We start from the raw sequence: 26,408 nt of genomic DNA, 5'->3' as shown, positions 1-26,408 counted from the left end.
TATAGACTATTCGCTGGTTTACTGCGCCTGTAGCGCTTTCCAACCCAGCTCTCTCATGCAGAGCAACAAGCCTCGGCTCGCTTTTGCCGTGGTACCTGACATATCAGGCTGGTGTTCCGGCCCCAGCTTTGCCACGCATTGCTGAATATCAGCCTTGAGATTGTCTGCACCTCTGCCAATTTTCCACCATGAGCTCACAGTAAACATATCCAGCGGGCTTTTGGGTGCTGGTGCCGGTGATTCTTGCGTTACGCTGGTTTTTGCGTCGGCAGCGATTGCGACAACAGGTGCTGGTTCCTGCACTGTCGAGGTATCTCGATAGTCATTCTTTAGTGATGCCTTGATGACAGGGTCATCATCATCCAGGTTGTCCTGTGGGTTGTGGAATACCCAGCCATTGTTTTCCATGCATTGTGCAAATGCATTGCCTTGCAGGCCTTGTGCCTGACATGCATTTTTTGCCGTGTTGAGGTCGTGTACGCCAGCGCCTCTTTTATATGCAAATTCACCACCGCATCCTGCCAATACCAAGCATAGGGTTATGGCGGCAGGGATTGTCGTTAGTAATCCTTGATTATTCATGTGTTTTTCCATATTTCCCATGCCATCCCCGGCATAGGCATTGATTGTCGACGAGGCCAAATTACCATGCGGCCTGATTCTGGCATGTACGCAATATGACGTATTTAAGCCGACCCCCTCAATCGCTAATCTGGCAACACGAAAGATTTAGCGGGTAGTTCACCGTTCGGTTTGATGGTTTTTGGTGAAACTTAAATTAAGGGGTAAGGGAAATGAAATTCAAGATGAAGAAGTGTGCATTCATGGTGGCACTGGCAACATCCGCTGCGTTGCCATCCATGAATTCACAAGCTGCAGGCACGATCACTTTCGGTGAAGATAAGTCTATCAGCATCGGCTTGGGCGTGCGTACTGCATTCACCAGCGTTGAGGATGCAGCACCTAATGGTAGCTCACGTTCCAAGGATTTTGATGTGGATGACGCGCGTATCTACATCAATGCTTCTTTCAACAAGTATATCAAGGCGACGTTCAATACTTTCACTACCACTAATGATGGTAGCGGCAAGGATGACATCAGCACCCTGGATGCTTATCTGCAATTTGAGTTCATGGATGAATTCAATATCTGGATGGGTCAGTTGTTGCCACCATCAGACCGTGCCAATCTGGATGGTCCTTTCTTCCTCAATGCCTGGTCTTACCCAGGTGTGGTGTCTCGCTACCAGAACAAGTTCGTTGGCCGTGATATTGGTGTGACCGTCTGGGGTAAGTTGCTCGACAAGCGCCTGGTTTACTCCGTGGGTGCTTATGAAGGTAATCGCGTTTCCAGTTTCAACAATGACAGTGCACTGAACCCCAACCGTTCCGACAACCTGATGTACAGCGGTCGTATCCAGTATGACTTCCTGGATGCAAACAACGATCCAGCCTACTACACCAGCAGTGCGTACTACGGCAAGGACGTGCTCTCCATCGCACTGGTCGGGATGTTCCAGAAGGACGCAGTAGGTATTGCTGGCAACAGTGATGACTACAAGGCTTACAACGTGGATGCCTTATTCGAGAAGAAATTTGCTGCAGGTGTGCTGAACCTCGAAGGGGCTGCTTACAAATACAACTTCAGTGATGCAGCCGTTGCTGCAGATTCCGCAGCAGTCGTTGCTGGTGGCGGTACTTTCACTGGTGCCGTACCAGGCAAGGCTTACCTCGGCTTAGTGTCCTGGATGTTTGGCGATACCGTGGGCTGGGGCAAGTTCCAACCCTATGGCCGTTACCAGAAGTTTGATGCAGACGGCACGATTGGCCGTGATCAGAAAGAGTACGACGTAGGCCTGAACTACATCATTGACGGCCATAACGCCCGTATCAGCACCGTCTACACCAAGACCAAGACTGAGGGCTTGAGCGATATCGACAAGTTCACAGTAGGTCTGCAGTTGCAATTCTAGTTGGGAATGGCCGTCATTCCTGGATGGAATGACGGCCGTCATGAGTTGAGTTTTTTAAGGAGGATGTATAGATGAAGACCTTGATTAAGCTGGATTTTGACAAGCCAGCCTGGGAACAGGACGGCCAGATTCATAATCGTTGGCACCCTGATTTGCCCATGGTCGCCATGGTCAAGCCTGGAGACGAGTTCCGTGTTGAGTGCATGGATTGGACCGGTGGCCAGATCGGCAACAACGATAGCGCAAACGACATTCGTGATGTCGACCTGTTGCAGGTGCATTACCTGAGTGGCCCGATTGGTGTTGAAGGTGCTGAGCCAGGCGACCTGATGGTAGTGGACATCCTGGATGTAGGTACTTTGCAAGATCAACAATGGGGCTTCAATGGCTTGTTTGCCAAGGAAAATGGTGGTGGTTTCCTCACTGATCATTACCCTGAAGCAGCAAAAAGTATCTGGGATTTTCACGGTATCTATACCACCTCCCGTCATGTTCCCAACGTCAAGTTCGCCGGCATCATGCACCCAGGCTTGATTGGCTGCTTGCCATCCCGTGAGTTGCTGGATACATGGAACAAGCGCGAAGCTGAATTGATCGCTACTGATCCTGATCGTGTGCCAGCATTGGGATTGCCTCCTAACCCAACGGGTGCCGTCATGGGGCGCCTGAGTGGCGAAGAGGCCTCAGCAGCAGCCAAGGAAGGCGCACGTACTGTGCCTCCACGCGATCACGGTGGTAACTGCGATATCAAGAACTTGACCAAGGGCTCGAAGATTTTCTTCCCGGTTTACGTCAAGGATGGTGGTCTTTCCATGGGCGATCTGCACTTCTCCCAGGGCGATGGCGAAATCACGTTCTGTGGCGCGATCGAAATGGCTGGCTACCTCGATATCAAGGTCAGCTTGATCAAGGATGGTGTGAAGAAGTATGGCGTCAAGAATCCACTGTTCCAGCCTAGCCCATTGACACCTAACTATCGTGATTACCTGATTTTTGAAGGTATTTCCGTGGATGAGCAGGGTAAGCAGCACTACCTGGATGTACAAGTGGCTTATCGCCAGGCTTGCCTCAACGCGATTGAGTACTTGAAGAAATTTGGCTACAGCGGCGAACAAGCCGTGGCGATTCTGGGTACTGCACCGGTTGAAGGCCATATCAGCGGCGTGGTGGATATCCCGAATGCCTGTGCCACTCTGTGGTTGCCAACCGAGATCTTTGATTTTGACCTGAAGCCGAATGCCGATGGCCCAGTGAAGATCATCACCGGCAACGTGGATGTTGCCAAGACATCCTGATCATAGATTTCTTGATTGACGATTTGAAAGCATAAGGGGAAGCGCCATGCCTATGTATGAATACAGATGTGATGAGTGCGGAGTGTTTTCCGCACTGGGGAAAATGAGTACATCCAGTGAGCCTACGATCTGTCCGGATTGCGGCGAGTTGAGTGAGCGCATTGTCTCGGCACCACGCCTGGCCATCATGGGCAAGGCGCAACGAAGTGCGCATGAACGCAACGAAAAATCTGCCCATGAACCCCGGGCTACCCGCCGCTCTAGCTGTGGGTGCTCTGGGGGTCATACCTGCGGTTCATCATCGACTTCGAAGCAATCCACTCAGGGAAAAGAGAAAGGAAGCCTATTGCAGATGCAAACCAAGAAGACCGCCAGACCTTGGATGCTTGGTCACTAGGGTTCGGTAGTTAATTAGTTGAACACCCCACTTTTTTAGTTTTAATTTCAGGAGAAATCTGATGAGTAAGACAAATCGACGCCAGTTCATCACCAAGACAGGCGCCCTGATGGGGGCAATGCTCGCAGCAGGCATTATTTCTGGTAGCGCTTTTGCTGCCGATACTTCAACCGCCAAGGTCAATACCACTGGCTTGGCTGTCACCGACAAGGTTGTGAAGGTAGGCATTCTTCACTCATCTACCGGCACCATGGCGATCAGTGAAACCGGTTCCATCCAGGCTGAGAAGCTGGCGATTGCCCAGATCAATGCCATGGGCGGTGTGCTGGGTCGCAAGATCGAAATCATTCAGGAAGATGGCGCTAGCGATTGGCCAACCTTCGCTGAAAAATCCAAGAAGTTGCTGGAAAAGGACAAGGTAGCGACTGTATTCGGCTGCTGGACTTCAGCTTCTCGCAAGGCTGTGTTGCCAGTGTTCGAGAAAGACAATGGTTTGCTGTTCTACCCAACTTTCTATGAAGGTTTGGAGCAATCCAAGAACGTCTTCTACACCGGCCAGGAAGCCACTCAGCAAATCCTGGCAGGCCTGGACTGGATAGCTAAGGAAAAGAAGGCCAAAACTTTCTACCTGATCGGTTCTGACTACATCTGGCCACGTACCTCCATGAAGATCGCCCGCAAGCACATTGAGCAGCATCTAGGTGGCAAGGTCGTGGGTGAAGAGTACATCGCCCTGGGTGATACCCAGTTCGGCTCCGTGATCAACAAGATCAAGCTGAAGAAGCCAGATGTGATCTACGCAGCGGTTGTGGGTGGCAGTAACGTGGCATGGTTCAAGCAATTGAACGCTGCTGGCTTGAATTCCAAGAAGCAGAACATGCTGACCATCTCCGTGACCGAGGATGAAGTCCTGGGCATTGGTGGTGAAAACCTGGAAGGCTTCTACTCCGCGATGAAGTACTTCCAATCCCTGAAGAACGCAAACAACGAGAAGTTCGTTGCTGAGTTCAAGAAGATGTGGGGTCCTAAGGCTGTGATTGGTGACGTGACACAAGCTGCTTACCTAGGCCCATGGCTGTGGAAGGCTGCGGTTGAGCGTGCGGGTAGCTTCGATGTAGACAAGGCCGCTGCTGCATTGCCTGGCTACGAGTTCAAGGAAGCACCAGAAGGCTACGTGAAGGTTGATCCTAACCATCACTTGGAAAGCAAGCTGCGTGTAGGTAAGTGGCGTGCTGATGGTCAAGCGGATGTGGTTTACGAGTCCGAGTTGATCAAGCCTGATCCATTCCCAAAGGGCTACCAATAATCACCTAGTGGTTTACATGCAATAAATCACGACAGCCCCGCACGGGGTTGTTGTGACGTGCAGTAGCAGTATGCAGTACCAGAATTTAAATCTGTAAGTAAAAGGCTGGAGGCCGATTATGTTTGATTATTCAATGGCAGAGATAGGCAATATCGTTGTCATGCAGGCTTTCTCCGGATTAAGCCTGTTCAGCGTTCTTCTCCTGATGGCACTTGGCCTGGCGATCATCTTCGGGCAGATGGGGGTGATTAACATGGCCCACGGCGAATTCATGGCCATAGGCGCCTATACCACCGTGTTTCTTTCCCGGGTTGCCGAGACTTACGGAATCGTCAATTACTACTTCCTGTTTGCGATTGTCGCGGCCTTCATCATCGCATTCATCATTGGTTATATCGTCGAGTTTGTCCTGATCCGGCATCTCTACAAGCGGCCGCTGGATACCCTGCTGGCCACCTGGGGCTTGAGCCTGGTGATGCAGCAGTTATTCCGCTCCACCTTTGGCGCCAAGGAAGTCAGCGCTGTGCTGCCAGAATGGCTCATGGGCTCCTTCCAGCCAACACCGGATATCGACATCCCCATCAATGGAGTCTTCGTGCTGGTGCTCGCCGCCGTGGTCACCCTGGGGGTCTTCATCTTCATGTTCCGCTCCCGCTGGGGCCTGCGTGTGCGTGCCACGGTGCAGAACCGTGTGATGGCAGGTGCCGTTGGCATCAACACCAAAAAGGTGGACCGCGTGACCTTCGCGCTGGGCTGTGGCATTGCCGGTGTCGCTGGTGCCGCGTTTACCACCATTGCCTCTACCGGCCCGACCACAGGCTCGCTCTATATCGTCGACAGCTTCATGGTTGTGGTCTTCGGTGGCGCCGCCAGTGTATTGGGAACGATTGCCTCTGCCTTCGGCATTGCCCAGGCGCAATCCATCCTGCAGTTCTTCATGACCAGCTCCATGGGCAAGGTCGCGACCCTGATGGTGATCGTCGGCATCCTCATGATGCGTCCAGAAGGCCTGTTTGCATCCAAAGTCCGTAAGTAAGGTTAGGGGAACAACATGAATGAAACACTCAGCAAAATATTAGGCGGGAAACAAGGGGCCATCGGTCTCGGCATCCTCGCCGCCCTGATCCTGGTGGTGCTGCCACTGGGGCTGGAACCCTTCCGTCTTGGATTGGTAGGTAAATACCTGACTTACGCCTTCGTGGCAGTTAGCCTGGTGTTGTTGTGGGGCAATGGCGGTATCTTGAGCCTGGGGCAGGGCATCTTCTTCGGCCTCGGTGGTTATGCGATGGCGATGTTCCTCAAGCTGGAAGCGTCTGACCCAGTGAGTACTGCGATCCAGTCCACCCCTGGCATCCCTGACTTCATGGACTGGAATCAGCTGACCGCACTGCCATGGTTTTGGGAGCCGTTCAAGAGCTTGCCACTGACTATCCTCGCTATTCTGGTCGTGCCTACCCTGTTTGCTTTCTTTATCGGGTATGCCATGTTCAAGCGTCGTGTCGGTGGCGTGTATTTCGCCATCATCACGCAAGCCATTGCCTTGATCCTGAGCATCCTGATTATTGGTCAGCAAGGTTACACCGGCGGTGTGAATGGTATTACCGACCTGAAGACACTGCTGGGCTGGGATATCCGTACTGACAGCGCCAAGTATGTGTTGTATTACGTCAATGCTGCATTGCTGATTGGTTGCATCCTGTTGTCTCGTTATGTGTTGTCCAGCAAGTTCGGCATGTTGCTGCTGGCGATGCGTGACAAGGAAGAGCGTGTCCGTTTCTCTGGTTACGATGTGTCTAACTTCAAGATATTCATCTTCTGCCTGTCTGCCATGATCTCGGCGATTGGCGGTGCGATGTTTACCCTGCAAGTAGGCTTCATGTCACCTACCTTCATCGGTATCGTGCCTTCGATTGAAATGGTGATCTTCGCGGCTGTAGGTGGTCGTATGTCCCTGATCGGTGCGGTATATGGCACTTTGTTAGTGAATGCGGGCAAGACCATGTTCTCCGAAACCTATCCTGAAATGTGGTTGTTCCTGATGGGGGGCTTGTTCATTGCCGTGGTGATGTTCTTCCCGAATGGCTTGGCTGGTATCTACGACAAATATGCGAAAAAAGTACCTTTCCTGCGCAAGTTGTCGGAAGAAACACCAAAGGCCAAGAAGGCTGAGGCTGTGCCAGTTGAAACCAAGGAAGCAGGGGTGAAAGCATGAGTAATACCGATTTCGTACTGGCTATCGAAGACCTGACCGTATCGTTCGACGGTTTCAAGGCAGTCGACAAGCTGAATATGTACATCGACAAGAACGAGTTGCGTGTGGTGATCGGCCCTAACGGTGCGGGTAAGACCACGGTGCTGGACCTGATCTGCGGCAAGACTAAATCTACCGCAGGTTCGATCAAGTTCAAGAATCGTGAGCTGACCAAGCTCTCCGAGCACGAGATTGTGCGCGCCGGGGTAGGCCGCAAGTTCCAGACACCGTCAATCTACGAGAACCTCACGGTGTACCAGAACCTGGAGGTGTCTTATCCCAAGGGCCGTGGCGTATTTGGCAGCCTGTTCTTCAAGCGCAGCGATGCCGTGGTGGCACAGGTGCACAAGATTGCCAGGGAAATCATGATGGAAGATATCCTCGGCATGGAAGCCGCACTGCTGAGCCACGGCCAGAAACAATGGCTGGAAATCGGCATGTTGTTGATGCAAGACCCCGAGCTCTTGATGCTGGACGAGCCCGTGGCTGGCATGAGCGCCAAGGAGCGTGACCAGACGGCGGAACTTCTCAACCGTATCTGCCAGAACCGCTCTGTGATCGTGATCGAGCATGACATGGAGTTCGTCAAGAAGATCGCGCACAAGGTCACCGTGTTGCACCAGGGCAAGATTCTTGCCGAGGGTGCCATGGACAAGGTGCAGGCTAACGAAAAAGTGATTGAGGTCTATCTGGGCCACTAATGTAAATATGCGGCGCGTTGCCTGAAGTCTCGCGCCGCCAGCCCGGACAATGAAAGGATAGAAAATGATTGAGATTGAAGACCTGACAGTCAGCTACGGACAAAGTGAAGTGATCCACGGCATCAGCTTTAGTGCTGCCAAAAACGAAACACTGGCTATCATGGGCCGCAACGGTATGGGCAAGACCACCTTGTTCAAGTCGTTGATGGGCATCCTGCCGAGCAAGAGCAAGAAGGCCAGCGTGGACGGCGTAGACATTAACGGCAGTGAAACTTTCCAGCGCGTGCAAAAAGGCCTGGCCTATGTACCGCAGGGTCGCATGATTTTCCCGACCATGACTGTGCAGGAAAACATCGAGACCGGCTTAGAGAAGTCCAAATCCCGCCAGATTCCCGAGGATATCTACGCGTTGTTCCCGGTGCTTTATGACATGCGCAACCGCAAGGGCGGCAACCTGTCCGGCGGTCAGCAACAGCAATTGGCGATTGCCCGTGCCTTGGTGACCAACCCTAAAGTGTTATTGCTGGATGAGCCGACCGAAGGCATTCAGCCGTCCATCATCAAGGATATTGCCAAGGTGCTGAATGAAATCCGCAAGATGCGTGAGATCACCATCATCGTCTCCGAGCAGGTGCTGAGCTTCACCATGGAGATTGCTGACCGCATTATCGTCATTGATAAGGGTAATTTCATCCACGAAAACAAGCGCAGCGAAGTGGATGCCGCCAAGATAAAGGGATATTTATCCGTTTAAGCAATATGGTCAAAGCCCACTGGCGGCGTATTGCTGTCAGTGAGGCTTTTTTGTTATCTGAAGTAATGTATTGATATGATGCTGCCGATGGATGATGCACAAACAAAAACGGTGGCATGGAGTGATAAGCGCTGGCAAGCCATGCTGGCACTGGATTTTGCAGCAAGGTCCGGGCGCACGACATTGGTCGGCAAGCGTCATCAAGGGCCCTTGGTCGTACAAAAAATGTTCTATCCTGAAGGTGATGATGTTTGTCATGGCATCATCATTCATCCCCCAGGCGGCGTGGCGGGGGGAGATCATTTGCAATTGCACGCCACACTGGCTAGTGCATCTTCTGCCTTGCTGACGACGCCCGGAGCAGGAAAGTGGTACAAGGCCAATCAATTACATGCCAGTCAGGAAATAAGATTTCAACTAGCGGCGAACAGTTGCCTGGAATGGCTGCCGCAGGAAAACATCCTGTTCGATGGTAGTGCAGTGCATTTCAGTAATGAGATAGACCTTGCAGAAACTGCAGTGTTTTGTGGCTGGGATATTGTCTGTTTCGGCAGGCAGGCACGTGGTGAGCAATGGCAGCAAGGTGAATTGCGACAAAGCATGCAGGTTCGGCGTGAAGGGCGACTGATCTGGAATGAGCGACTATTTGCCCAGCCGGACAGTGTCGTGATGCGTTCCGGTGTTGGCTTGAAAGGCATGCCGGTGAATGGCAGTCTGGTCGTGGCAGCGGGGGTTGTACCAACTGAGGTGCTGGAAGCTTGTCGGGAAATCAAGGCAAAAGGCGATGCGTACTATGGCGTTAGCGCCTTGCCGGAGATATTTTCAGCGCGTTACATTGGTCGTTCCTCGGAAGCCGCGCGAGAATATTTCGAGGGGCTCTGGCAAGTGCTGCGGCCGTGGTATGCTGCGCGCCCTGCCGTGCGGCCGCGGATTTGGAATACCTGATTTGCCAAGCGCCTATTGCTGTGATTGGCATCAGATTGAGTCGCATCATATTGAATCTATGAAAAAGAACTATCTATGGAATTAAGCCCAAGAGAAAAAGACAAGCTGCTGATCTTTACCGCAGCCCTGCTCGCGGAGCGGCGCAAGGCGCGCGGCCTCAAGCTCAACTACCCGGAGTCGATTGCGTTTATCAGCGCCGCGATCATGGAAGGCGCGCGTGACGGCAAGACGGTGGCGGAGTTGATGGGGTATGGCGCGACGCTGTTGAGCCGTGACGACGTGATGGAGGGTGTGCCGGAGATGATTCCGGAGATACAGGTGGAGGCGACGTTTCCAGATGGGACCAAGCTGGTCACCGTCCACCAACCGATTCCGTAGGGCATGGCACTACAAACGCGGATGGCGGCGTTGCAAATTCTTGCCGTACTCATACGTACTGTCTGCGAATTTGCGCCTTGCCCTCCACGTTTGCAGTGCCATGCTTGAGGCGTGAATGAAAAGCCATCGCTGGCTTGTGTTCTGCTGGACTACTGTCTGTGTCGGCGCGCCTTGCTAGCAATGGATTGTGAACCACTCAGGACAGTGTGAAATTGAAAAAAGTAAATTAGCGTGACTGGAGCAATACAGATGATCCCAGGTGAAATGAACATAGACGCAGGCGACATCCTGCTTAACGACGGGCGCGAGACGGTGACGCTGGAAGTGGCGAATACCGGCGACCGGCCTATTCAGGTGGGTTCGCATTATCATTTTTACGAGACCAACGAGGCCTTGTCGTTCGAGCGGCCACTGGCTTATGGCTTCCGTCTCGATATTGCCGCAGGCACGGCGGTGCGCTTCGAGCCGGGGCAGAGCCGGACCGTGCAATTGGTGGCATTGGGCGGAAAGCGTGAAGTGTATGGGTTTGCCGGTAAGGTCATGGGGGCGCTGAAATGAGTGTGAAAATCGACAAGCGCGCCTATGCTGAAATGTTCGGCCCGACGGTGGGTGACCGCATGCGCCTGGCTGACACTGAGCTGTGGCTGGAGGTGGAGAAGGATTACACCATCTACGGTGAAGAAGTGAAGTTCGGCGGCGGCAAGGTGATCCGTGACGGCATGGGGCAAGGCCAGGGCGTAGCGAGTGAAGTGGCCGATACCGTGATTACCAATGCGTTGATTGTTGATCATTGGGGCATCGTCAAGGCCGATATCGGCATCAAGGGCGGTTATATCTCGGCCATCGGCAAGGCAGGTAATCCCGATATCCAGCCTGGCGTGGAGATTGCTATTGGCGCGGGCACCGAGGTGATCGCGGGCGAGGGCATGATCGTCACCGCGGGTGGCATAGACACCCACATTCATTTCATCTGTCCGCAACAGATTGAGGAAGCGCTGATGTCGGGCGTGACTACGATGATAGGCGGCGGTACTGGTCCGGCGACCGGCACCTTTGCCACTACCTGTACGCCAGGCCCCTGGCATATTCACCGCATGCTGCAAGCGGCAGATGCCTTTCCGATGAATTTAGGCTTTCTCGGTAAGGGCAACGCCAGCTTGCCGCAGCCTTTGCGCGAGCAGGTCGAGGCGGGCGTGGTCGGGCTCAAGCTGCATGAGGACTGGGGCACGACGCCGGCCGCGATCGACAATTGCCTCAGCATCGCCGAGGAAATGGACGTGCAGGTGGCGATCCATTCCGATACCCTCAACGAATCCGGCTTCGTCGAAACCACGCTCGATGCGTTCAGGGGCCGCACCATCCATACCTTCCATACCGAAGGTGCAGGCGGCGGCCATGCGCCGGACATCATCCGCGCGGCGGGGCATCCCAATGTGTTGCCATCGTCCACTAACCCGACCCGGCCTTTCACCATCAATACCATAGACGAGCATCTCGATATGCTCATGGTTTGCCACCACCTGGACCCAGCGATTGCTGAGGATGTGGCATTCGCTGAGAGCCGCATCCGCCGAGAGACGATTGCGGCAGAAGATATTCTGCATGACCTTGGCGCGTTTGCCATGATGTCGTCCGACTCGCAGGCCATGGGCCGCGTGGGCGAAGTGGTGATCCGCACCTGGCAGACCGCGCACAAGATGAAAGTGCAGCGCGGCCCATTGCCCGAAGACAGTGCGCGCAACGACAATTTCCGCATCAAGCGCTATATCGCCAAATACACCATCAATCCTGCGTTGACGCATGGTATTGGCCATGTGGTTGGTTCAATTGAGGTGGGCAAGCTGGCTGACCTGGTGCTCTGGCGTCCGGCATTTTTTGGCGTCAAGCCTTCGACCATACTCAAGGGCGGCATGATCGCGGCTGCGGTGATGGGTGATGCGAATGCCTCTATCCCGACTCCGCAGCCTGTGCATTACCGTCAGATGTTTGGTTCCTATGGCGGGGCGTTGCAGACTTCCGTGACCTTTGTTTCGCAGGCGGCGTTGAGCAACCCGGAAGTCGCGGCATTGAACCTGAAAAAGCCACTGGTGGCGATCAAGGGCACACGTGGGGTGAAGAAGTCAGATATGGTACACAACGGCTGGATGCCCAAGATTGACGTTGACCCGGAAACCTATGAAGTGCGGGCGGATGGCATGGTGCTGAGTTGTGAGCCGGCGGAGGTGCTGCCCATGGCCCAACGCTACTTCCTGTTTTAGCGCGTGCAGGCTAGTGTCCCTGGCGGCGTTGCTTTAGCTTGCCGTACTTAATGTACTGTCTGCGCTAAAGCGCCTTGCCATGAACACTATCCTGCACGCTTAAGGGATAGTGGTTAAAACAAATATTGGTCGATATGGAATTTGAATGTTAGGGATCAGCAAGAAAATAGAAAGTGCCAGCCAGGTTGACGACCAATTGGTGTTGCCATTTGACCGCAGGCAGAAGAGCCGTTTGCGCGTTACGCTGGCTTCAGGCACCGAGGCAGCCTTGTTGCTGGAGCGCGGTACGGTGCTGCGTGGTGGCGATGTGTTGCAGGCGGAGGACGGGCGCGTGGTGCAAGTGGTCGCGGCGGATGAGCCTGTGTTGCGAGTGACGGCATCGACACCGCGCGAGCTGGCGCGGGCGGCTTATCACCTGGGTAATCGTCATGTGCCACTTGAGGTGGGCGAAGGCTGGCTGCGGCTGGAGCAGGACCATGTCTTGCAGGAGATGCTGCTCGGGCTGGGTGTTCAGGTGGAAGGGCAGATGGCGCCTTTTGAGCCGGAGGCTGGCGCTTATGGTGGCGGGCACAGGCACCACCATGATGACGATGCGCCATCAATACGGCCACCATCACGCTCGCGGGCGCATGAATAAATCACTGGTGCGGCTGCTACAACTGGCAAGTCCTATGTTGCCGGTGGGAGCTTATAGCTATTCGCAGGGGCTGGAGTGGGGCATAGAGTCAGGCGAAGTGCATGATCTTGCCAGTGCACAGGCCTGGATAGGCGATGTATTGCAGATTTACCAAGGCAGTTATGAGTTGCCCTTGTTGAGCAGATGTTACCGGGCTTGGCAGCGTGGCGATGCTGCTGCATTGAATGAGTGGAATGCGTTTTACCTGGCTGGGCGTGACAATGCCGAGGCCCTGGCCGAGAGTCGGCAAATGGGGTATTCGCTCAAGCGTTTGCTGCTGGAGTTTGATGACTTGCCAGGCATTTGGAAAACGCTGATGGAGCAATTACCCAATGCTGCATTTCCAGCTTTGTATGCGGGTATCAGCCAGGCTTGGGGAATTGATGAGCAAGATGCTTTGCAGGCCTATGCCTGGTCGTGGCTGGAAAACCAGGCCAGCGCGGCGATGAAGGCGGTGCCGCTTGGGCAGGTGGCAGGGCAGAAGATATTGCTGGATGTAGCCGACAGGATTCCCGCATTGGTGGAAGAGGCGATGCGTATGCCGGATTTCATGATCAGTAATTTTTGTCCGGCGTTGACGATTGCGGGGTGTAGGCATGAAACACAGTACAGTCGACTATTCCGTTCGTGATGACCGTAGTTAATTAATATTATTGGATGGACTAATGCAGATTAAAGAACCCTTACGTGTTGGCATTGGCGGCCCAGTAGGCTCGGGCAAGACGGCGCTTACATTGGCTTTGTGCCAGCGTTTGCGCAATGTCTACAACATTGCGGTAGTTACCAACGACATTTACACCAAGGAGGATGCCGAGTTTCTGACGCGTAACGAGGCATTGGTGCCTGAGCGCATTATCGGGGTGGAGACCGGCGGTTGCCCGCACACGGCGATTCGCGAGGATGCCTCGATGAACCTTGAGGCCGTGGCGCAGTTGAGCGAGCGCTTCAATCCGCTGGATATTGTCTTTGTCGAAAGTGGTGGCGACAACCTCGCGGCGACATTTAGCCCGGAGCTTTCCGACCTGACGATATACGTGATTGATGTCGCGGCTGGGGAGAAAATTCCGCGCAAAGGCGGGCCAGGCATTACCAAGTCTGACCTGCTGGTGATTAACAAGATTGACCTGGCACCACTGGTGGGGGCTTCGCTTGAGGTGATGGATAGGGATGCGCGCAAGATGCGTGGCGAGCGTCCGTTCATCTTTACCAACCTCAAGGAAAAGCAGGGCCTGGAAGAGATCGTCAGCTTTATTGAAAAACAGGGCTTGATGCTCTAAGCGAATGAGTTAAATAGGAGAGTTATATGAATATCACCCGTTTTCTGGCATTAGGCTTGTTGGCATTTTCTCCGCTGGCGGTGGCTCACCCTGGCCATGAGGCACATGGTTTTGTCGCTGGATTCATGCACCCGTTAAGTGGCTTGGATCACCTGCTGGTCATGTTGGCTGTGGGCTTGTGGGCCGGGAAGATAGGTGGCGCTGCACGCTGGCAATTGCCTGCGACATTTGTTGCTGTCATGGCGCTGGGAGCTGTATTGGGAATGTCAGGCTATAGCGTGCCCATGATTGAAACCTTGTTAGCGGCCAGCGTGATGACCTTGGGTGTGTTACTGGCAATCAGCATCAAATTGCCACGCGCTATCCAGGTAGGACTGGTTGCGCTGTTTGCCTTGTTCCATGGCCTGGCACACGGTGGTGAGTTGGCGGGCGTGCAAGGTATGGCCGTGATGGCTGGCATGCTGGTAGCCACTGCAATGTTGCATGCATTGGGTCTCGTATTGTCAACAAGCCGTCTGCGCTTGCCTGCGCGTGCACAGTCTGCATTGGGCTGCACCATGGTGGTGCTCGGTGCTTGGTTGATGGTTGCTTGAGTATTGAGCCTGGTGGCTGGAAGCTCCCACCAGGTATCTGATTTAATTGTCATTATGGTCGTCTTGCATCGGTTGCCTTATTTCGGTGCGCAGTTGGCTTGAAATTTGCTCGCAATAGGGCAGGATTCACTCATAGAAACAAATCATTCGGCATGACTGCCATTCATCATCAAAGAGGAGCGGCTGAACACACTGGTGAAGTCGCAGAGCCGATACAACGCATCGTGAAGGTGCGTCGCGACTACAACACCTGGGTCGTCAACGAGACCCTGGAAGACTATGCACTGCGTTATACGCCATCGGCGTTCCGCAAGTGGTCTATCTTCCGCGTCGCCAATACGGCATTTGGTGCCATCTCTTTCCTGGTGCTGGAAGCCATTGGTGGTACGCTGGCCATCAACTACGGTTTTACCAATGCTCTCTGGGCCATTCTGGCCATCGCTTTGGTCATTTTCATGACCGGCTTGCCCATCAGTTACTATGCTGCGCGCTTTGGCCTGGATATGGACCTGCTCACTCGGGGTGCCGGGTTTGGCTATATTGGTTCTACCATTTCGTCGTTTGTATACGCATCGTTTACCTTCATTCTCTTCGCGCTGGAAGCCGCCATCATGGCTTATGCGCTGGAGTTGTATTTTGATTTGCCACTCTATGCAGGTTATCTGGTCAGCGCCCTGGTCATCGTACCCTTGGTGACGCATGGGGTGACCTTGATCAGCCGTATCCAGATGATTACCCAGCCAATCTGGCTGGTGTTGTTGGCTTTGCCATATATCTTCATTGTTTATAAAGATCCGCAAGTGATTGGCCGCTTGACCGAGTTTGCTGGTAAGTCTGGCTATGATGGTGACTTCAACCTGCTGATGTTTGGTACAGCGATGGCAGTGGGTATGGCGTTGATCCCGCAAATCGGCGAGCAGGTCGATTTTCTGCGGTTCATGCCGGAAAAAACCCAGAAAAACCGTTTCCGCTGGCACTTTGGCGTGTTGATGGCAGGGCCGGGCTGGATTTCGCTGGGTATGCTCAAGATGCTGGGTGGAGCCCTGCTGGCCTACCTGGCAGTGGAGGGCGCACGTTCCTTTGAGCAGGCGGTGAACCCTAACCAGATGTACCTGGTGGGCTTTAGCGAGGTATTTGCCAACCCGGAAGTCGTGCTGGCCGTGACGGTGTTTTTTGTGGTTATTTCTCAGCTCAAAGTCAACATGACCAATGCCTATGCCGGATCTCTGGCATGGTCCAACTTTTTTGCGCGCCTGACCCACAGCCATCCTGGGCGCGTGGTTTGGGTGGTGTTCAACGCCATGATCGCCATCATCCTCATGGAAATGGACGTATTCCAGGCGCTGGAGCAAGTCCTGGGCTTGTATTCCAATATCGCTATTTCCTGGATCACGGCTGTGGTGGCCGATCTCGTCATCAACAAGCCGTTGGGTTTGAGCCCCAAGGGCATTGAGTTCCGACGGGCATATCTTTATGACATCAACCCGGTGGGGGTGGGGGCCATGGGCATTGCCTCACTATTGTCCGTGATGGCATTTTTTGGCCTGTTCGGTGTCGAAGCCGAGGCCTTTTCTGCCATGATCGCGCTCAGTACTGCACTGGTGACATCCCCACTGATTGCCTGGGCGACCAAGGGGCGCTATTACATTGCCCGCAAGCCAGTGATGTATCAGCCGATCATCCGCGTGCAGCGTTGCAGCATTTGTGAAAAAGAATATGAAGTCAACGATATGGCGGATTGTCCGGCTTACCAGGGTGCCATCTGCTCGTTGTGTTGCTCCCTGGATGCGCGCTGCAACGATACGTGCAAGCCCCACGGGCGCATTGAATACCAGTGGCAGCGTGTCATGCGACGCGTATTGCCGGAAAGCTGGGTCGAGGTTATGCAGAGCGGCTTGGGGCATTACCTCTTACTGATGGCGGTGACGCTGGCTTTCCTTAGCGCATTGTTCGGCCTGATCTATTTTCATGAGTCGCTCACTTTCACCGGTGAGAAAGAAGCCTTGCTGCCTGAACTCCGGTTGGGGTATTTCAAGGTATTCGCTGCGCTTGCGTTTGCCAGTGGCATTATTGCTTGGTGGATTGTGCTGACATCTGAAAGTCGCCGGGTGGCGCAGGAAGAGTCCAACCGCCAGACTAACCTGTTACAGCGTGAAATCATGTTGCACCGCCAGACTGATGCAGAGCTACAACGTGCGCGCCAGGTGGCCGAGCAGGCTAATCAGGCCAAGAGTCGCTATATCACCGGCATCAGCCATGAGCTGCGCACACCGCTCAACAGCATTCTCGGCTATGCGCAGTTGCTGGATAACGACCCTAGCGTGCCGGAAAACCGCCGCCAATCCATACGCGTGATCCGCCGCAGCGGCGAGCACCTGTTATCGCTGATCGAAGGCACGCTGGACATTGCCCGCATCGAAAGCGGCAAGCTGACGTTCGACCTGCGCCTGGTGCGCTTCCCGGAGTTTATCCAGCAGTTGGTGAGCATGTTCGAGTTGCAGGCCCATAATAAGGGCATCAGTTTTCAATATGAATTGCAGGGTGACTTGCCCAAGGTGGTGCGTATCGACCAGAAACGCCTGAGCCAGATTCTTATCAACATTCTTGGCAATGCCGTGAAGTTCACGCGTCAGGGCGGGGTATCCTTCAAGTTGCGCTATGCACGTGAGATGTTGAATATCAGCATTGAGGATACTGGCCCCGGCATTGCGCCTGAGGAAATTGAGAAGGTGTTCGAGCCGTTTGCCCGCGGCTCGGCCGCGGCCAACAGTAATATTGGTGGTACAGGCCTTGGCCTTACCATCAGCAAGATGCTGACTGAACTCATGGGCGGGCAGCTCACGGTACGTAGCACCCCTGGCCAAGGTAGCCAGTTTCATATCCGCCTGTTTCTTTCCCAGGTGCGGGTGCCGGAAGAAATCGAGAATGCCTCCATGCCCATGCCTGTGGCTTACAAAGGCCCACGTCGACGGATTCTCGTGGTGGATAATGAGCAGGTGGATAGGGAGTTACTGAAGAATATCCTTCAACCACTGGGGTTTGAAGTGGCAGAGGCGGCAAGCGGGCGTGAGTGTTTGCAGGTGTATACCGGATTCAAGCCCAACGTTATCCTCATGGATCTGGCCATGCCGGACATGGATGGCTGGGAAGCGAGCTACATGATACGCAAGGTACATCAGTCGGATGTGCCAATCGCCATCGTTTCGGCTAATGCCTTTGATAAGGGCTTGGAGAATACTGCGGGCATCCCGGCATCGGATTTCATCGTCAAGCCGGTCAATGTAATGGAACTGCTACGCTGGATAGGTGAACAGCTCAAGCTGGAGTGGGTGACCGAGGTAGGCAGTGTGGTGACCGATGCCGATGTGACTGCCAAGCTTGAAACGAGTGAGGTGGAGACACCATCCAGGGAGCAAAGAGACGAATTGATGGCGCTGATCAAGGTGGGATATGTAAAAGGCATTACCCGCAAGCTCGACGAGATCGGCCAGGATGACCGATATGAAACCTTTGTTGCAGCCATGCGTAAGCTATCGCAACAATTTGAACTTGAAGCAATGCAGAGAATGCTGGAAGAAGTGAATGATGGAGGCTAGAAAAGAGACCGCGGTGGTGCTGATTGTGGATGATGTGCCGGATAACCTGGCCGTGCTACATGATGCACTCGATGAATCTGGCTACATGGTGCTGGTGGCCAATAATGGCGAAACCGCGCTTCGCCGTGCGGAAGATGCACGCCCAGATATTATCCTGCTGGATGCGATCATGCCGGGGCTGGATGGTTTTGAGGTCTGTGCCAGGCTCAAGGCCAACCTCAATACCCGTCATATCCCGGTGATTTTCATGACAGGACTAACTGAATCCGAGAATGTCGTGGCAGGCTTTGCTGCTGGAGGCACTGATTACGTTACCAAGCCTATTCGCACCGCCGAAGTGTTGGCACGCATCAGCACACATTTGCAGGCATCACGCCAGATGCACCAGGCACGTGGTGCGCTCGATGCCTTTGGGCAGGCGGCGATTGCCGTGTTGCCGCATAGTGGGCGCATCGTTTGGCAAACGCCTTTGGCACGTGACTGGATGCATCGTTATTTCACGGCCAGTGATATTGATACGGATACCTTGACGCCAATTGCATTACTCAAATGGTTAGGTACCCTGAAGAATCCTGGTACGGAGAGCTTGCCGCTCTCTGTCGTGCAGGGGAGCGGGCGCCTGATTTTTTCCATGGCAGACCTGAATGCCGAAGAGCAATGGATCATTATCCTCAGGGAAGAATCTGACGCTGCCCAGATCGAGGCACTCATGCAAACCTTTGGCCTCACCCAGCGCGAATCCGAAGTGCTCTACTGGGCGATCAAGGGCAAGACCAACCGCGACATTGGCGATATCCTCGGCACCAGCCCGCGCACCGTAAACAAGCACATGGAGCATGTCTTTGCCAAACTGGGCGTGGAAACCCGCACTGCGGCTGCGGCACTTGCTACCAGCAAGCTACGCAACCTCAAGGCGGGTGGCTGATCCTACCCCAGAGTGAAAATGCTCAGGTTCAGGCGGCTTGCTCCAGAATTTCATCTGTGTTCACAGGGGAAGCTGACGTCTGGCTATTCGCCTGCTGCGCCGCTTCGCTGATGCGCGTGATGAGGTTAATGGCCGATAGCAGGATAAGCAAGTTCTCCCCCTTATCTGTCATCACCTTGGCAATGCCTTCGGCTGGGATGTTGATGGTCGCAAAAAAGGCAGAGAGCGGCTCAATGGCGTTAGGTGCAATGGCCGGGATTTCTCCCAGTGCACTGACCAATAGGCCGAATTTCGGTAGCTTGGGCCCGGCTTGTACAATGATGATTTGCTTATCTTGCTCAGGCGCCTGAAAATCGATGCCCGTGAGTCGGGCGAGATTGAGCACCGGCACGACGTTATCCCCATGTTTGAACATGCCTTCCAGTACCGATGAGGTATCAGGCAGGGGCTTGATATTATTGGCCTGGATAGCCTCGACAATGTGCGCGGCGGGCAGGCCCAGCCAGTGCTTGTCGATATAGAAGGTAGCATACTCTTCAGCATTGTCAGCAGTGGTCATGTTACTTGCTGGTTTGAACTGGTTTTGTTGTAGCAGGTTTTCTGAATCAATCATGGCGTTGATGTCGGCAGCCTTGCCTAGTGGAATAAAGATCAGCGCAGTGACATGGTTTTTATAGTTGTCAACAGCACCCTTGTATTCACGGTAGCCAGACGATGCACGTGCGCCCACGGCGTAGTAGTTTCCGTTGTAGAGGGCGATATCAAAGCCCGTACTGCCCGGTGTCAGCTTGCAGAGTTCAGGATGTACGGTGAAGTGGCTACCCACGGCAAAATCACGGGATGTAGATGAGATGACACACAATTTTTCATCCACATAGAGCGTAAAACTGCCCTTAACGACATCGTTATCTGCGTTATGTGGCAAGGCATCCATGAGCATGGCGGAAAATTGTGGCGTGCTGTCGAAGACGATGCCGATGCCGCCCACGGTTTGCTCCTGGTGACGGATAGCAGCCGCATAGATGTAAGTAGGCTGGTTGCCGTATAGCGGGCTGGGCTCGAAATCCGAGACGACGTAATCCTGGGACTGGCGCAATTGCAAGGCTGCTTTTGCCCAATCGGCAGTGATGGTTTCACCCACCATGCGTTGGTAAGCCGGGTTTGATGTGGCGACAATATAACCATTGCGGTCAAAGACTACCAAGTTGGAATACACGGTATAAGCCTTGTTGATATAGACCAACACCTTGGTGATCGCACTTTTTTCCTGGGAGCTGAGTTCTGGCTTGGCCAGTAAACGCTGGAATGTTGCCGTCAATGCCCACCAGCGGCAATCGTTGGCGCGCTCGTACAGGTTGCGATCCATGATGTCGACGGCCAGTGAGGCAAAAAAGCGTGAGTTCTCCAGCATCACGGCGACCACGGTTTGGTAGAGATCAGCCACCGTTTTTTCTACGACATTCTGTGTCTTGAAGCCAGTATTGCTGATTTCCCACAACAGCATCTTTGAGAAGTTGTTTTGCTGTGCATTGTGGCTAGCATCGCGCTTTTGCCAGATATTGCCGTTCCATACGGATTGGTTGAGCTTGCTCTGGATAGTGGCTGCCTGCTTGGGAATGCCAAGCAGGGTTTGCGAGAAGAGCAAAGGGCTACGCATGACTTTCTTCAGCAGTTTGGTATCGATACCGGCAATGATGCTGGACACATTGTCCTCAAAAGCATGCTCAAGCGGGATCATGACATGCCCACGCCAGCCCGGACCCATGTAGCCTTGGTAGCCTTTGGTTTCACGCGTGACCGCCAGATATAGCCTGCCAGCGAAGCGCGTGACTATCCAGTCCTGGCCCTGGGCATGCTCCAATGTAGCCCCAAGGGGAATCTGGTAATGATCACTGCTGGCGATAACCCGGTCTTGCTCGTCCAAAAGCAGCCCCACACACCATTCATTCTTGCCGATGAGGTCCTGGAAAATACCATCCATTTCATTTTCAAACTTGAAACAGAGGCAAAGCACGCCCAGCGCGGCATCGCTATCGTCGTGACAGACCTTGCGAGCGTAGATCAGGCTGGATGAGTGTGTCGGGGCGAGGTCGCTGTGGTGAAAAGCCTCGATATACGCGGCGTTTGAATGCAGTGCCTCCTTGATTAAGGGATCGTGGGATTGGGTAGTCGGGTTGGTATCATCTAGTTGCACCAAAATGTTGCCTGCTGCATCAAGTAGGATCACATTGAAGTACACCGAGTACTTTTGGACGTATTCATTAAAGCGTTCACGGAGCTGGATAATGTCATGTGCTTCGGCAAGGCCAGCTAAATGCTTGTCGAGGAAGTTACTGAGATTATCGTCAGTGGAAAGAAAGCCGATATCAGCCGTGCGCTCAAACAGGTTACGCACCACGATATCCACGGCAACCTGGGCCTTGGCCGTGATGGCGGTAATGGTCTTGTTCAAGGTTTCCTGGGCTAGGCTATCCAATACGTCAGTGGTGATTTTTCCGAAGGCTTGGCGGGTTTCGCTCATGTCGGTGCCTGTGCCGGAAAGCTGGCTGAGCAGGGAAAGATTGTCCCAAGTGCCTTGCAATTGCTGTAGGGATTCGCGATAGCGATTCAAGCTGCTCATGCTCTGCTTCATGGCAGCAAGGTTGGAGTTTGTGGTGGTCATATGATGCTTTCTTATAATGATGCCTACCCATAAGGCAGCAAATATCATGCCCGGGTGTGATACCGGTCATCAGCCGCTCTGGATTTAGGCAGAGAGCCGCAAAGCACCCTCTTTAAGTTGCCCCTCTACATGTCTCTGTTTACATTTTTCAATGCCATCAATGACCAGGCACTAGTCAATTTTACTGTACGAACGTACAATTAATCATGGAGATTAAACAGAAGTTAGAAATACTGGCGGATGCTGCTAAATATGATGCTTCGTGTGCTTCCAGTGGTACTGAAAAGCGCAATTCACGCGATGGCAAGGGCATTGGTTCCACCACGGGTGCTGGGATTTGTCATAGTTATGCACCCGATGGGCGCTGTATTTCATTATTGAAAATATTGCTCACCAATTTTTGTCTCTACGACTGTGTGTATTGCGTCAATCGTGTGAGCAGCAATGTGCCACGGGCGCGGTTCAGTGCCGAGGAAGTGGTGCAGCTGACGCTGGCGTTTTATCGCCGAAATTACATTGAAGGCCTGTTCTTGAGTTCGGGCATTATCCAGAGCCCGGATTACACCATGGAGCAAGTGGTGGAAGTCGCGCGTAGCCTGCGTGAAGAGCATGATTTCCGTGGCTATATTCATTTGAAAACCATCCCGGACGCCAGCCCGGATTTGCTGGCAAGGGCAGGGCGCTATGCAGATCGCTTGAGCATTAATATCGAGCTGCCCACGGCTACTAGCCTCTCTGCGCTGGCACCAGAAAAGGATAGTGCGGCTATCCGCATTTCCATGGCACGGTTGCGTGAGCGGATTGATGCGGGCAAAGATAAAAGCACGAGCGGCAAGCGCCCGCCAAAATTCTCTCCAGGCGGGCAGAGCACGCAAATGATTGTGGGTGCAGATGCCACTGACGATAAGACCATACTCACCACCAGTGCTGAGCTCTATGGGCAGTATCGTTTGCGGCGTGTTTATTATTCTGCGTTCAGCCCCATCCCTGATGCCAGCCCGGTGTTGCCTTTACAGTCACCTCCCTTGGTCAGGGAACATAGGCTATACCAGGCCGATTGGCTGATGCGTTTTTATGGTTTTGAGTCGCATGAAATCGTGACCAGCGAGAAAGGTATGCTGGCTTTGGATATGGATCCCAAGACGGCATGGGCGTTGCAACATCGCGCCATGTTCCCTGTCGACATCAATCGTGCACCTAAGGCCATTTTGCTACGCGTGCCTGGGCTGGGTGTGCGTAATGTGCAGCGTATCCTGGCTGCACGCCGTGTACGTGCAGTACGGCTGGATGATCTGGTACACATGCGCGCGCCTATTCAGCGCATGCTGCCGTTTATTCAGCTGCCAGATCATCATCCAGGTGCGACGCTAGATGCAGCTAGCTTGCCTGCGCGGCTCAGCAAGATATCCGCTGCGCCGCAGCAGCTAGGGTTGTTCATCTAGATATTGCTTGGAGGCATTGCATGCACAATGTTTATCTACAGAACGAAACCGATGTCGAAGGCTGGCGCACTGCGGCACGTCACTTACTACATCAGGGAATTGCCCCGCACGAAGTGGATTGGTACGTCAAGCCATCGCAGGATGCGGGGGGGCAAGAAGATTTTTTTGCGATGGCAGGTGAAGCTGCATCTTGCGTAGGTGTTCAAGTATCCATGAGTAATGAGGCTACTGAGACGAAGTCTCTATCGGCTACTAGGCAGGCCGTGCCTACTGCTGCAGGTATCCAGCCATTGATGGTGTCACGCCAATTTGTCGAGTTGCTTCGCCCAGCGCTATTGCACCAGGCGCCAGAGCGCTTCGGGTTGCTGTATCGCGTGCTGTGGCGCTTGCAAGGGGAGCGTGGCTTGATGCGCTTGGCGGGAGATGCCGATGTGGCAAGGCTGCATGCCATGGTCAAGTCGGTGCGACGCGACATGCATAAAATGAAGGCATTTGTGCGTTTCCGTGAAACCATGGTGGATGAACACCCACGTTATCTGGCGTGGTTTGAGCCCGCGCACCACATCATGGCAGCGGTTGCACCTTTCTTTATCGGCCGCTTTGCGACCATGGATTGGACCATCATGAGCCCACGCATGGGGATGCATTGGGACGGTAGCCACCTCCATTTCTTGCCTGGTGGCAAGTCTGAGACCCTGCCAGCGGAGGATGCCAGTGAAGCCTTATGGCTGAGCTATTACCAGCATATTTTTAATCCGGCCCGGCTCAAGCTCAAAGCCATGCAAAAGGAAATGCCAAAAAAATATTGGCATCATTTGCCCGAAGCAGCGCTCATTACGTCATTGATTGCGAGTGCTGGGAGCCGTACCCAATCAATGCTGGAGCGTGTGCCCGAGCTGCCCAGGCGAAAAATCGTGCGCTATCAGCGTAAGCCATAGCACTGCTTCATGCTCGCAGCTTGGCATTTTTTGTGCTTTTGAAGTGCTGGCTGTTATCACAGGACGAACCATGCGCAATCATCCGGCTCCCATTTTTTTCCATACCCTGGCGTTTTTGATTATTCATCTGTTGCTACCAACCAGTGTGCTGGCGGCAGACAGTGCAGTTGATATACAGGCTGTTGATACGGCCTGGATTGCGATTGCAGGCGCGTTGGTCTTTATGATGCAGGCAGGGTTTGCCATGCTGGAAAGTGGCATGGCGCGGGCAAAAAATGCCGTGAATGTCATGATGAAAAACTATATGGATCTTGCGGTCGGGGCTGTGCTGTTCTGGCTAATCGGCTATGGCTTGATGTTCGGCCATAACCCTACTGGCTGGATAGGCCAGGATCATTTTGCACTGGCCTATGGCTCAGATTGGACTGCCAGCATGATGTTTTTCCAGCTGATGTTTGCCGCGACTGCTGCAACGATTGTCAGTGGTGCCATGGCAGAGCGAACCCGTTTCATGCCCTATTTATTCGGCGCTTGCGGCATTGTGGCGGTCATTTATCCAGTGTTTGGTAGCTGGGCATGGAATGAGCATGGCTGGCTCAAGCAGATGGGATTTATTGATTTTGCAGGCTCTACGGTGGTGCATTCTGTCGGTGGATGGTGCGCCTTGGCGGGCATCATGGTACTCGGGCCACGCCTAGGCCGATTCGGTAGCAAGGGTGAGGTGCATATGATCCCGGGCCATAATCTCAGCTTGGTTGCCATGGGTGGTTTCCTGCTCTGGTTCGGTTGGTTCGGCTTTAACGGGGGTAGCACTTTAGCGGCAGGCACGGAGATTGGCCCGATTTTGCTGAATACCCACATGGCTGGCGCTGCGGGTGCGGTGGGGGCATTGCTTACTACCTGGATGACACGCCAGCCCGTGTTGATGAGCTCGGTGGTCAATGGCAGCCTGGGAGGCTTGGTAGCGATCACGGCAGGTTGCGCCAGCATGGAAGTACCCTATGCAATGCTGACCGGCTTTGTTGGCGGTATTGTGACCATGTGCGCCACCTGGGGCCTGGAAAAACTCAGGCTGGATGATGTCGTAGGTGCGGTGGCTGTGCATGGTGTTAGCGGTGTATGGGGGACATTGGCGGCGGGCTTGTTCCTCAAAGGCAATATGTTCGATCTCAATCAGGTCATTGTGCAGTTGATTGGTGTGGCCGTGGCATTTGTATGGGTCTTTCTCAGTGCATTGCTGATGTATGGTTTGCTGGCACGCACGATAGGCTTGCGTGTCAGCACCATGCATGAGCAGCGCGGGCTGGATATTACTGAACACGGTGAAGTGGGCTATCCAGAATTCAACCGCGATGCGGCTTACCAGCGTGAGCATGTGGAGCAACTGAGTAAACTATGACCGTGGATATTGCATTGCGTCGCCGGGCAATATTGACCGGGCTACGGCCATTTCTCGATGATGATGCGCTGTTCTCAGCAGTGGCGCTGTGGGCGCGTGAATATGCTAACCAGCCGCCATTTGCGCTCAGTGGCTTTGTCGCCAAATGCTGTGCCAGGGCTGAACTCAAGGCGCAACGGGGGCAGATGCTGCGGGCAATTATTACCGCCATGGAGTTGCCACCGTCCCAATTATTACCCGACCCAGGTAGCCACGGCGAAGCCCTTGCACCTATTGCTGAACACGCTAGGCTCAATGATCAGACCCAAATGTTCTCCCTTTTGCTTTCTACCCTCATTAGCTTGAGCGATGCCAGCATGCAATCCATCATACGTAGCCGCCTGCTGCAACAGCTCACCAAGCAGACACTTGAGCTTGAGCCACACCAAGTCATGCAAGACTGGCTTGCAGGCGATGTTGCGGCCCTGACGCAAAACTACGACCTGGAATTATTGCAGGCCCTGGTGAACCAAGCTTATGTAGTGATGTGCGAAGCGCGTGGGCCGGTGAAGGCAGATCGGCTACTTGCCAATGCGATTCGGCAAGCAGATGTCCAGGGTTCTCACCTGAGCTTCCGGGTACACGATTTGTTGTAGCTAGGTC

At 53.7% G+C, this 26,408-nt stretch carries 24 protein-coding genes; 22 read left to right on the top strand and 2 right to left on the bottom strand.

The annotated features are described in order from the left end of the window. Positions 1-18: 18 nt before the first annotated feature. Positions 19-582 carry a hypothetical protein gene (locus LG202_RS06320; protein ID WP_230347553.1) on the bottom strand — a complete coding sequence of 188 codons (564 nt, stop codon included), beginning with the start codon at positions 580-582 and terminating at the stop codon, positions 19-21. A gap of 212 nt (positions 583-794) precedes the next feature. On the opposite strand from LG202_RS06320, the gene LG202_RS06315 reads away from it, so the two are divergent. The 18 genes from LG202_RS06315 to LG202_RS06230 all read left to right on the top strand — a co-directional run bounded on the left by LG202_RS06315 (position 795) and on the right by LG202_RS06230 (position 19,325). Beyond that, positions 795-1,973: a porin gene (locus LG202_RS06315; protein ID WP_230347552.1), complete on the top strand. Its 1,179-nt coding sequence runs from the start codon at positions 795-797 to the stop codon at positions 1,971-1,973. Between the two features lie 71 nt (positions 1,974-2,044). Then, positions 2,045-3,268 carry a formamidase gene (gene fmdA, locus LG202_RS06310; protein ID WP_230347551.1) on the top strand — a complete coding sequence of 408 codons (1,224 nt, stop codon included), beginning with the start codon at positions 2,045-2,047 and terminating at the stop codon, positions 3,266-3,268. A 46-nt stretch (positions 3,269-3,314) separates the two neighbouring features. Continuing rightward, positions 3,315-3,665: an FmdB family zinc ribbon protein gene (locus tag LG202_RS06305; RefSeq protein ID WP_459724528.1), complete on the top strand. Its 351-nt coding sequence runs from the start codon at positions 3,315-3,317 to the stop codon at positions 3,663-3,665. A gap of 61 nt (positions 3,666-3,726) precedes the next feature. After that, positions 3,727-4,971, top strand: coding sequence for an urea ABC transporter substrate-binding protein (urtA, locus tag LG202_RS06300; RefSeq protein WP_230347549.1), 1,245 nt, complete (start codon positions 3,727-3,729; stop codon positions 4,969-4,971). Positions 4,972-5,089: 118 nt separating this feature from the next. Continuing rightward, the gene (gene urtB / locus LG202_RS06295; RefSeq protein WP_230347548.1) at positions 5,090-6,007 is read left to right on the top strand and encodes an urea ABC transporter permease subunit UrtB; all 918 of its coding nucleotides are present in this window, start codon (positions 5,090-5,092) and stop codon (positions 6,005-6,007) included. Between the two features lie 15 nt (positions 6,008-6,022). Then, complete coding sequence (urtC, locus tag LG202_RS06290; RefSeq protein WP_230347547.1) at positions 6,023-7,183, top strand: urea ABC transporter permease subunit UrtC; 1,161 nt, start codon at positions 6,023-6,025, stop codon at positions 7,181-7,183. Further along, positions 7,180-7,923 (top strand): urea ABC transporter ATP-binding protein UrtD, encoded by a 744-nt coding sequence (urtD, locus tag LG202_RS06285; protein ID WP_230347546.1) that lies wholly within the window; start codon positions 7,180-7,182, stop codon positions 7,921-7,923. Before urtC ends, urtD begins: the two co-directional genes overlap by 4 nt. Before the next feature lie 64 nt (positions 7,924-7,987). Beyond that, positions 7,988-8,677, top strand: coding sequence for an urea ABC transporter ATP-binding subunit UrtE (urtE, locus tag LG202_RS06280; protein WP_230347545.1), 690 nt, complete (start codon positions 7,988-7,990; stop codon positions 8,675-8,677). 75 nt (positions 8,678-8,752) lie between these two features. Beyond that, entirely contained in the window at positions 8,753-9,622 is an 870-nt protein-coding gene (locus LG202_RS06275) for an urease accessory protein UreD (RefSeq protein WP_230347544.1), read from the top strand. A gap of 75 nt (positions 9,623-9,697) precedes the next feature. Next, positions 9,698-10,000: an urease subunit gamma gene (gene ureA / locus LG202_RS06270; RefSeq protein ID WP_230347543.1), complete on the top strand. Its 303-nt coding sequence runs from the start codon at positions 9,698-9,700 to the stop codon at positions 9,998-10,000. A 249-nt stretch (positions 10,001-10,249) separates the two neighbouring features. Then, positions 10,250-10,558, top strand: coding sequence for an urease subunit beta (locus LG202_RS06265; RefSeq protein ID WP_230347542.1), 309 nt, complete (start codon positions 10,250-10,252; stop codon positions 10,556-10,558). Then, entirely contained in the window at positions 10,555-12,258 is a 1,704-nt protein-coding gene (gene ureC, locus LG202_RS06260) for an urease subunit alpha (RefSeq protein WP_230347541.1), read from the top strand. The genes LG202_RS06265 and ureC overlap by 4 nt, the downstream gene beginning before the upstream one ends. Before the next feature lie 145 nt (positions 12,259-12,403). Continuing rightward, positions 12,404-12,895 (top strand): urease accessory protein UreE, encoded by a 492-nt coding sequence (gene ureE, locus LG202_RS06255; protein ID WP_230347540.1) that lies wholly within the window; start codon positions 12,404-12,406, stop codon positions 12,893-12,895. Next, complete coding sequence (locus LG202_RS06250) at positions 12,840-13,565, top strand: urease accessory protein UreF (protein WP_459724527.1); 726 nt, start codon at positions 12,840-12,842, stop codon at positions 13,563-13,565. The genes ureE and LG202_RS06250 overlap by 56 nt, the downstream gene beginning before the upstream one ends. A 34-nt stretch (positions 13,566-13,599) precedes the next feature. Continuing rightward, positions 13,600-14,211, top strand: a complete 612-nt coding sequence (ureG, locus tag LG202_RS06245) for an urease accessory protein UreG (protein ID WP_230347539.1) — start codon at positions 13,600-13,602, stop codon at positions 14,209-14,211. A gap of 26 nt (positions 14,212-14,237) precedes the next feature. Continuing rightward, positions 14,238-14,804, top strand: coding sequence for a HupE/UreJ family protein (locus tag LG202_RS06240; RefSeq protein ID WP_230347538.1), 567 nt, complete (start codon positions 14,238-14,240; stop codon positions 14,802-14,804). Positions 14,805-14,956: 152 nt separating this feature from the next. Further along, positions 14,957-18,400: a hybrid sensor histidine kinase/response regulator gene (locus tag LG202_RS06235; protein WP_230347537.1), complete on the top strand. Its 3,444-nt coding sequence runs from the start codon at positions 14,957-14,959 to the stop codon at positions 18,398-18,400. Continuing rightward, on the top strand, positions 18,387-19,325 hold the full coding sequence (locus tag LG202_RS06230; protein ID WP_230347536.1) for a response regulator transcription factor: 939 nt from the start codon (positions 18,387-18,389) through the stop codon (positions 19,323-19,325). The genes LG202_RS06235 and LG202_RS06230 overlap by 14 nt, the downstream gene beginning before the upstream one ends. Before the next feature lie 28 nt (positions 19,326-19,353). Here LG202_RS06230 and LG202_RS06225 read toward each other — a convergent pair whose 3' ends face one another. Then, the gene (locus LG202_RS06225; RefSeq protein WP_230347535.1) at positions 19,354-21,987 is read right to left on the bottom strand and encodes a chemotaxis protein CheW; all 2,634 of its coding nucleotides are present in this window, start codon (positions 21,985-21,987) and stop codon (positions 19,354-19,356) included. Positions 21,988-22,193: 206 nt separating this feature from the next. Here LG202_RS06225 and LG202_RS06220 point away from each other — a divergent pair, with 206 nt between their 5' ends. The 4 genes from LG202_RS06220 (at position 22,194) to LG202_RS06205 (ending at position 26,401) form a co-directional block, all read left to right on the top strand. Further along, positions 22,194-23,429, top strand: a complete 1,236-nt coding sequence (locus LG202_RS06220; RefSeq protein WP_230347534.1) for a putative DNA modification/repair radical SAM protein — start codon at positions 22,194-22,196, stop codon at positions 23,427-23,429. A gap of 20 nt (positions 23,430-23,449) precedes the next feature. After that, positions 23,450-24,367 carry a TIGR03915 family putative DNA repair protein gene (locus LG202_RS06215; RefSeq protein WP_230347533.1) on the top strand — a complete coding sequence of 306 codons (918 nt, stop codon included), beginning with the start codon at positions 23,450-23,452 and terminating at the stop codon, positions 24,365-24,367. A gap of 70 nt (positions 24,368-24,437) precedes the next feature. Then, entirely contained in the window at positions 24,438-25,766 is a 1,329-nt protein-coding gene (locus LG202_RS06210; RefSeq protein ID WP_230347532.1) for an ammonium transporter, read from the top strand. Beyond that, positions 25,763-26,401, top strand: a complete 639-nt coding sequence (locus LG202_RS06205; protein ID WP_230347531.1) for a hypothetical protein — start codon at positions 25,763-25,765, stop codon at positions 26,399-26,401. Before LG202_RS06210 ends, LG202_RS06205 begins: the two co-directional genes overlap by 4 nt. Positions 26,402-26,408: the final 7 nt, after the last annotated feature.

The organism is Methylobacillus methanolivorans, assembly GCF_054588515.1.
The sequence above is the reverse complement of the archived record's forward strand: the minus strand, read 5'-3'. Positions and strand labels throughout refer to the sequence as shown.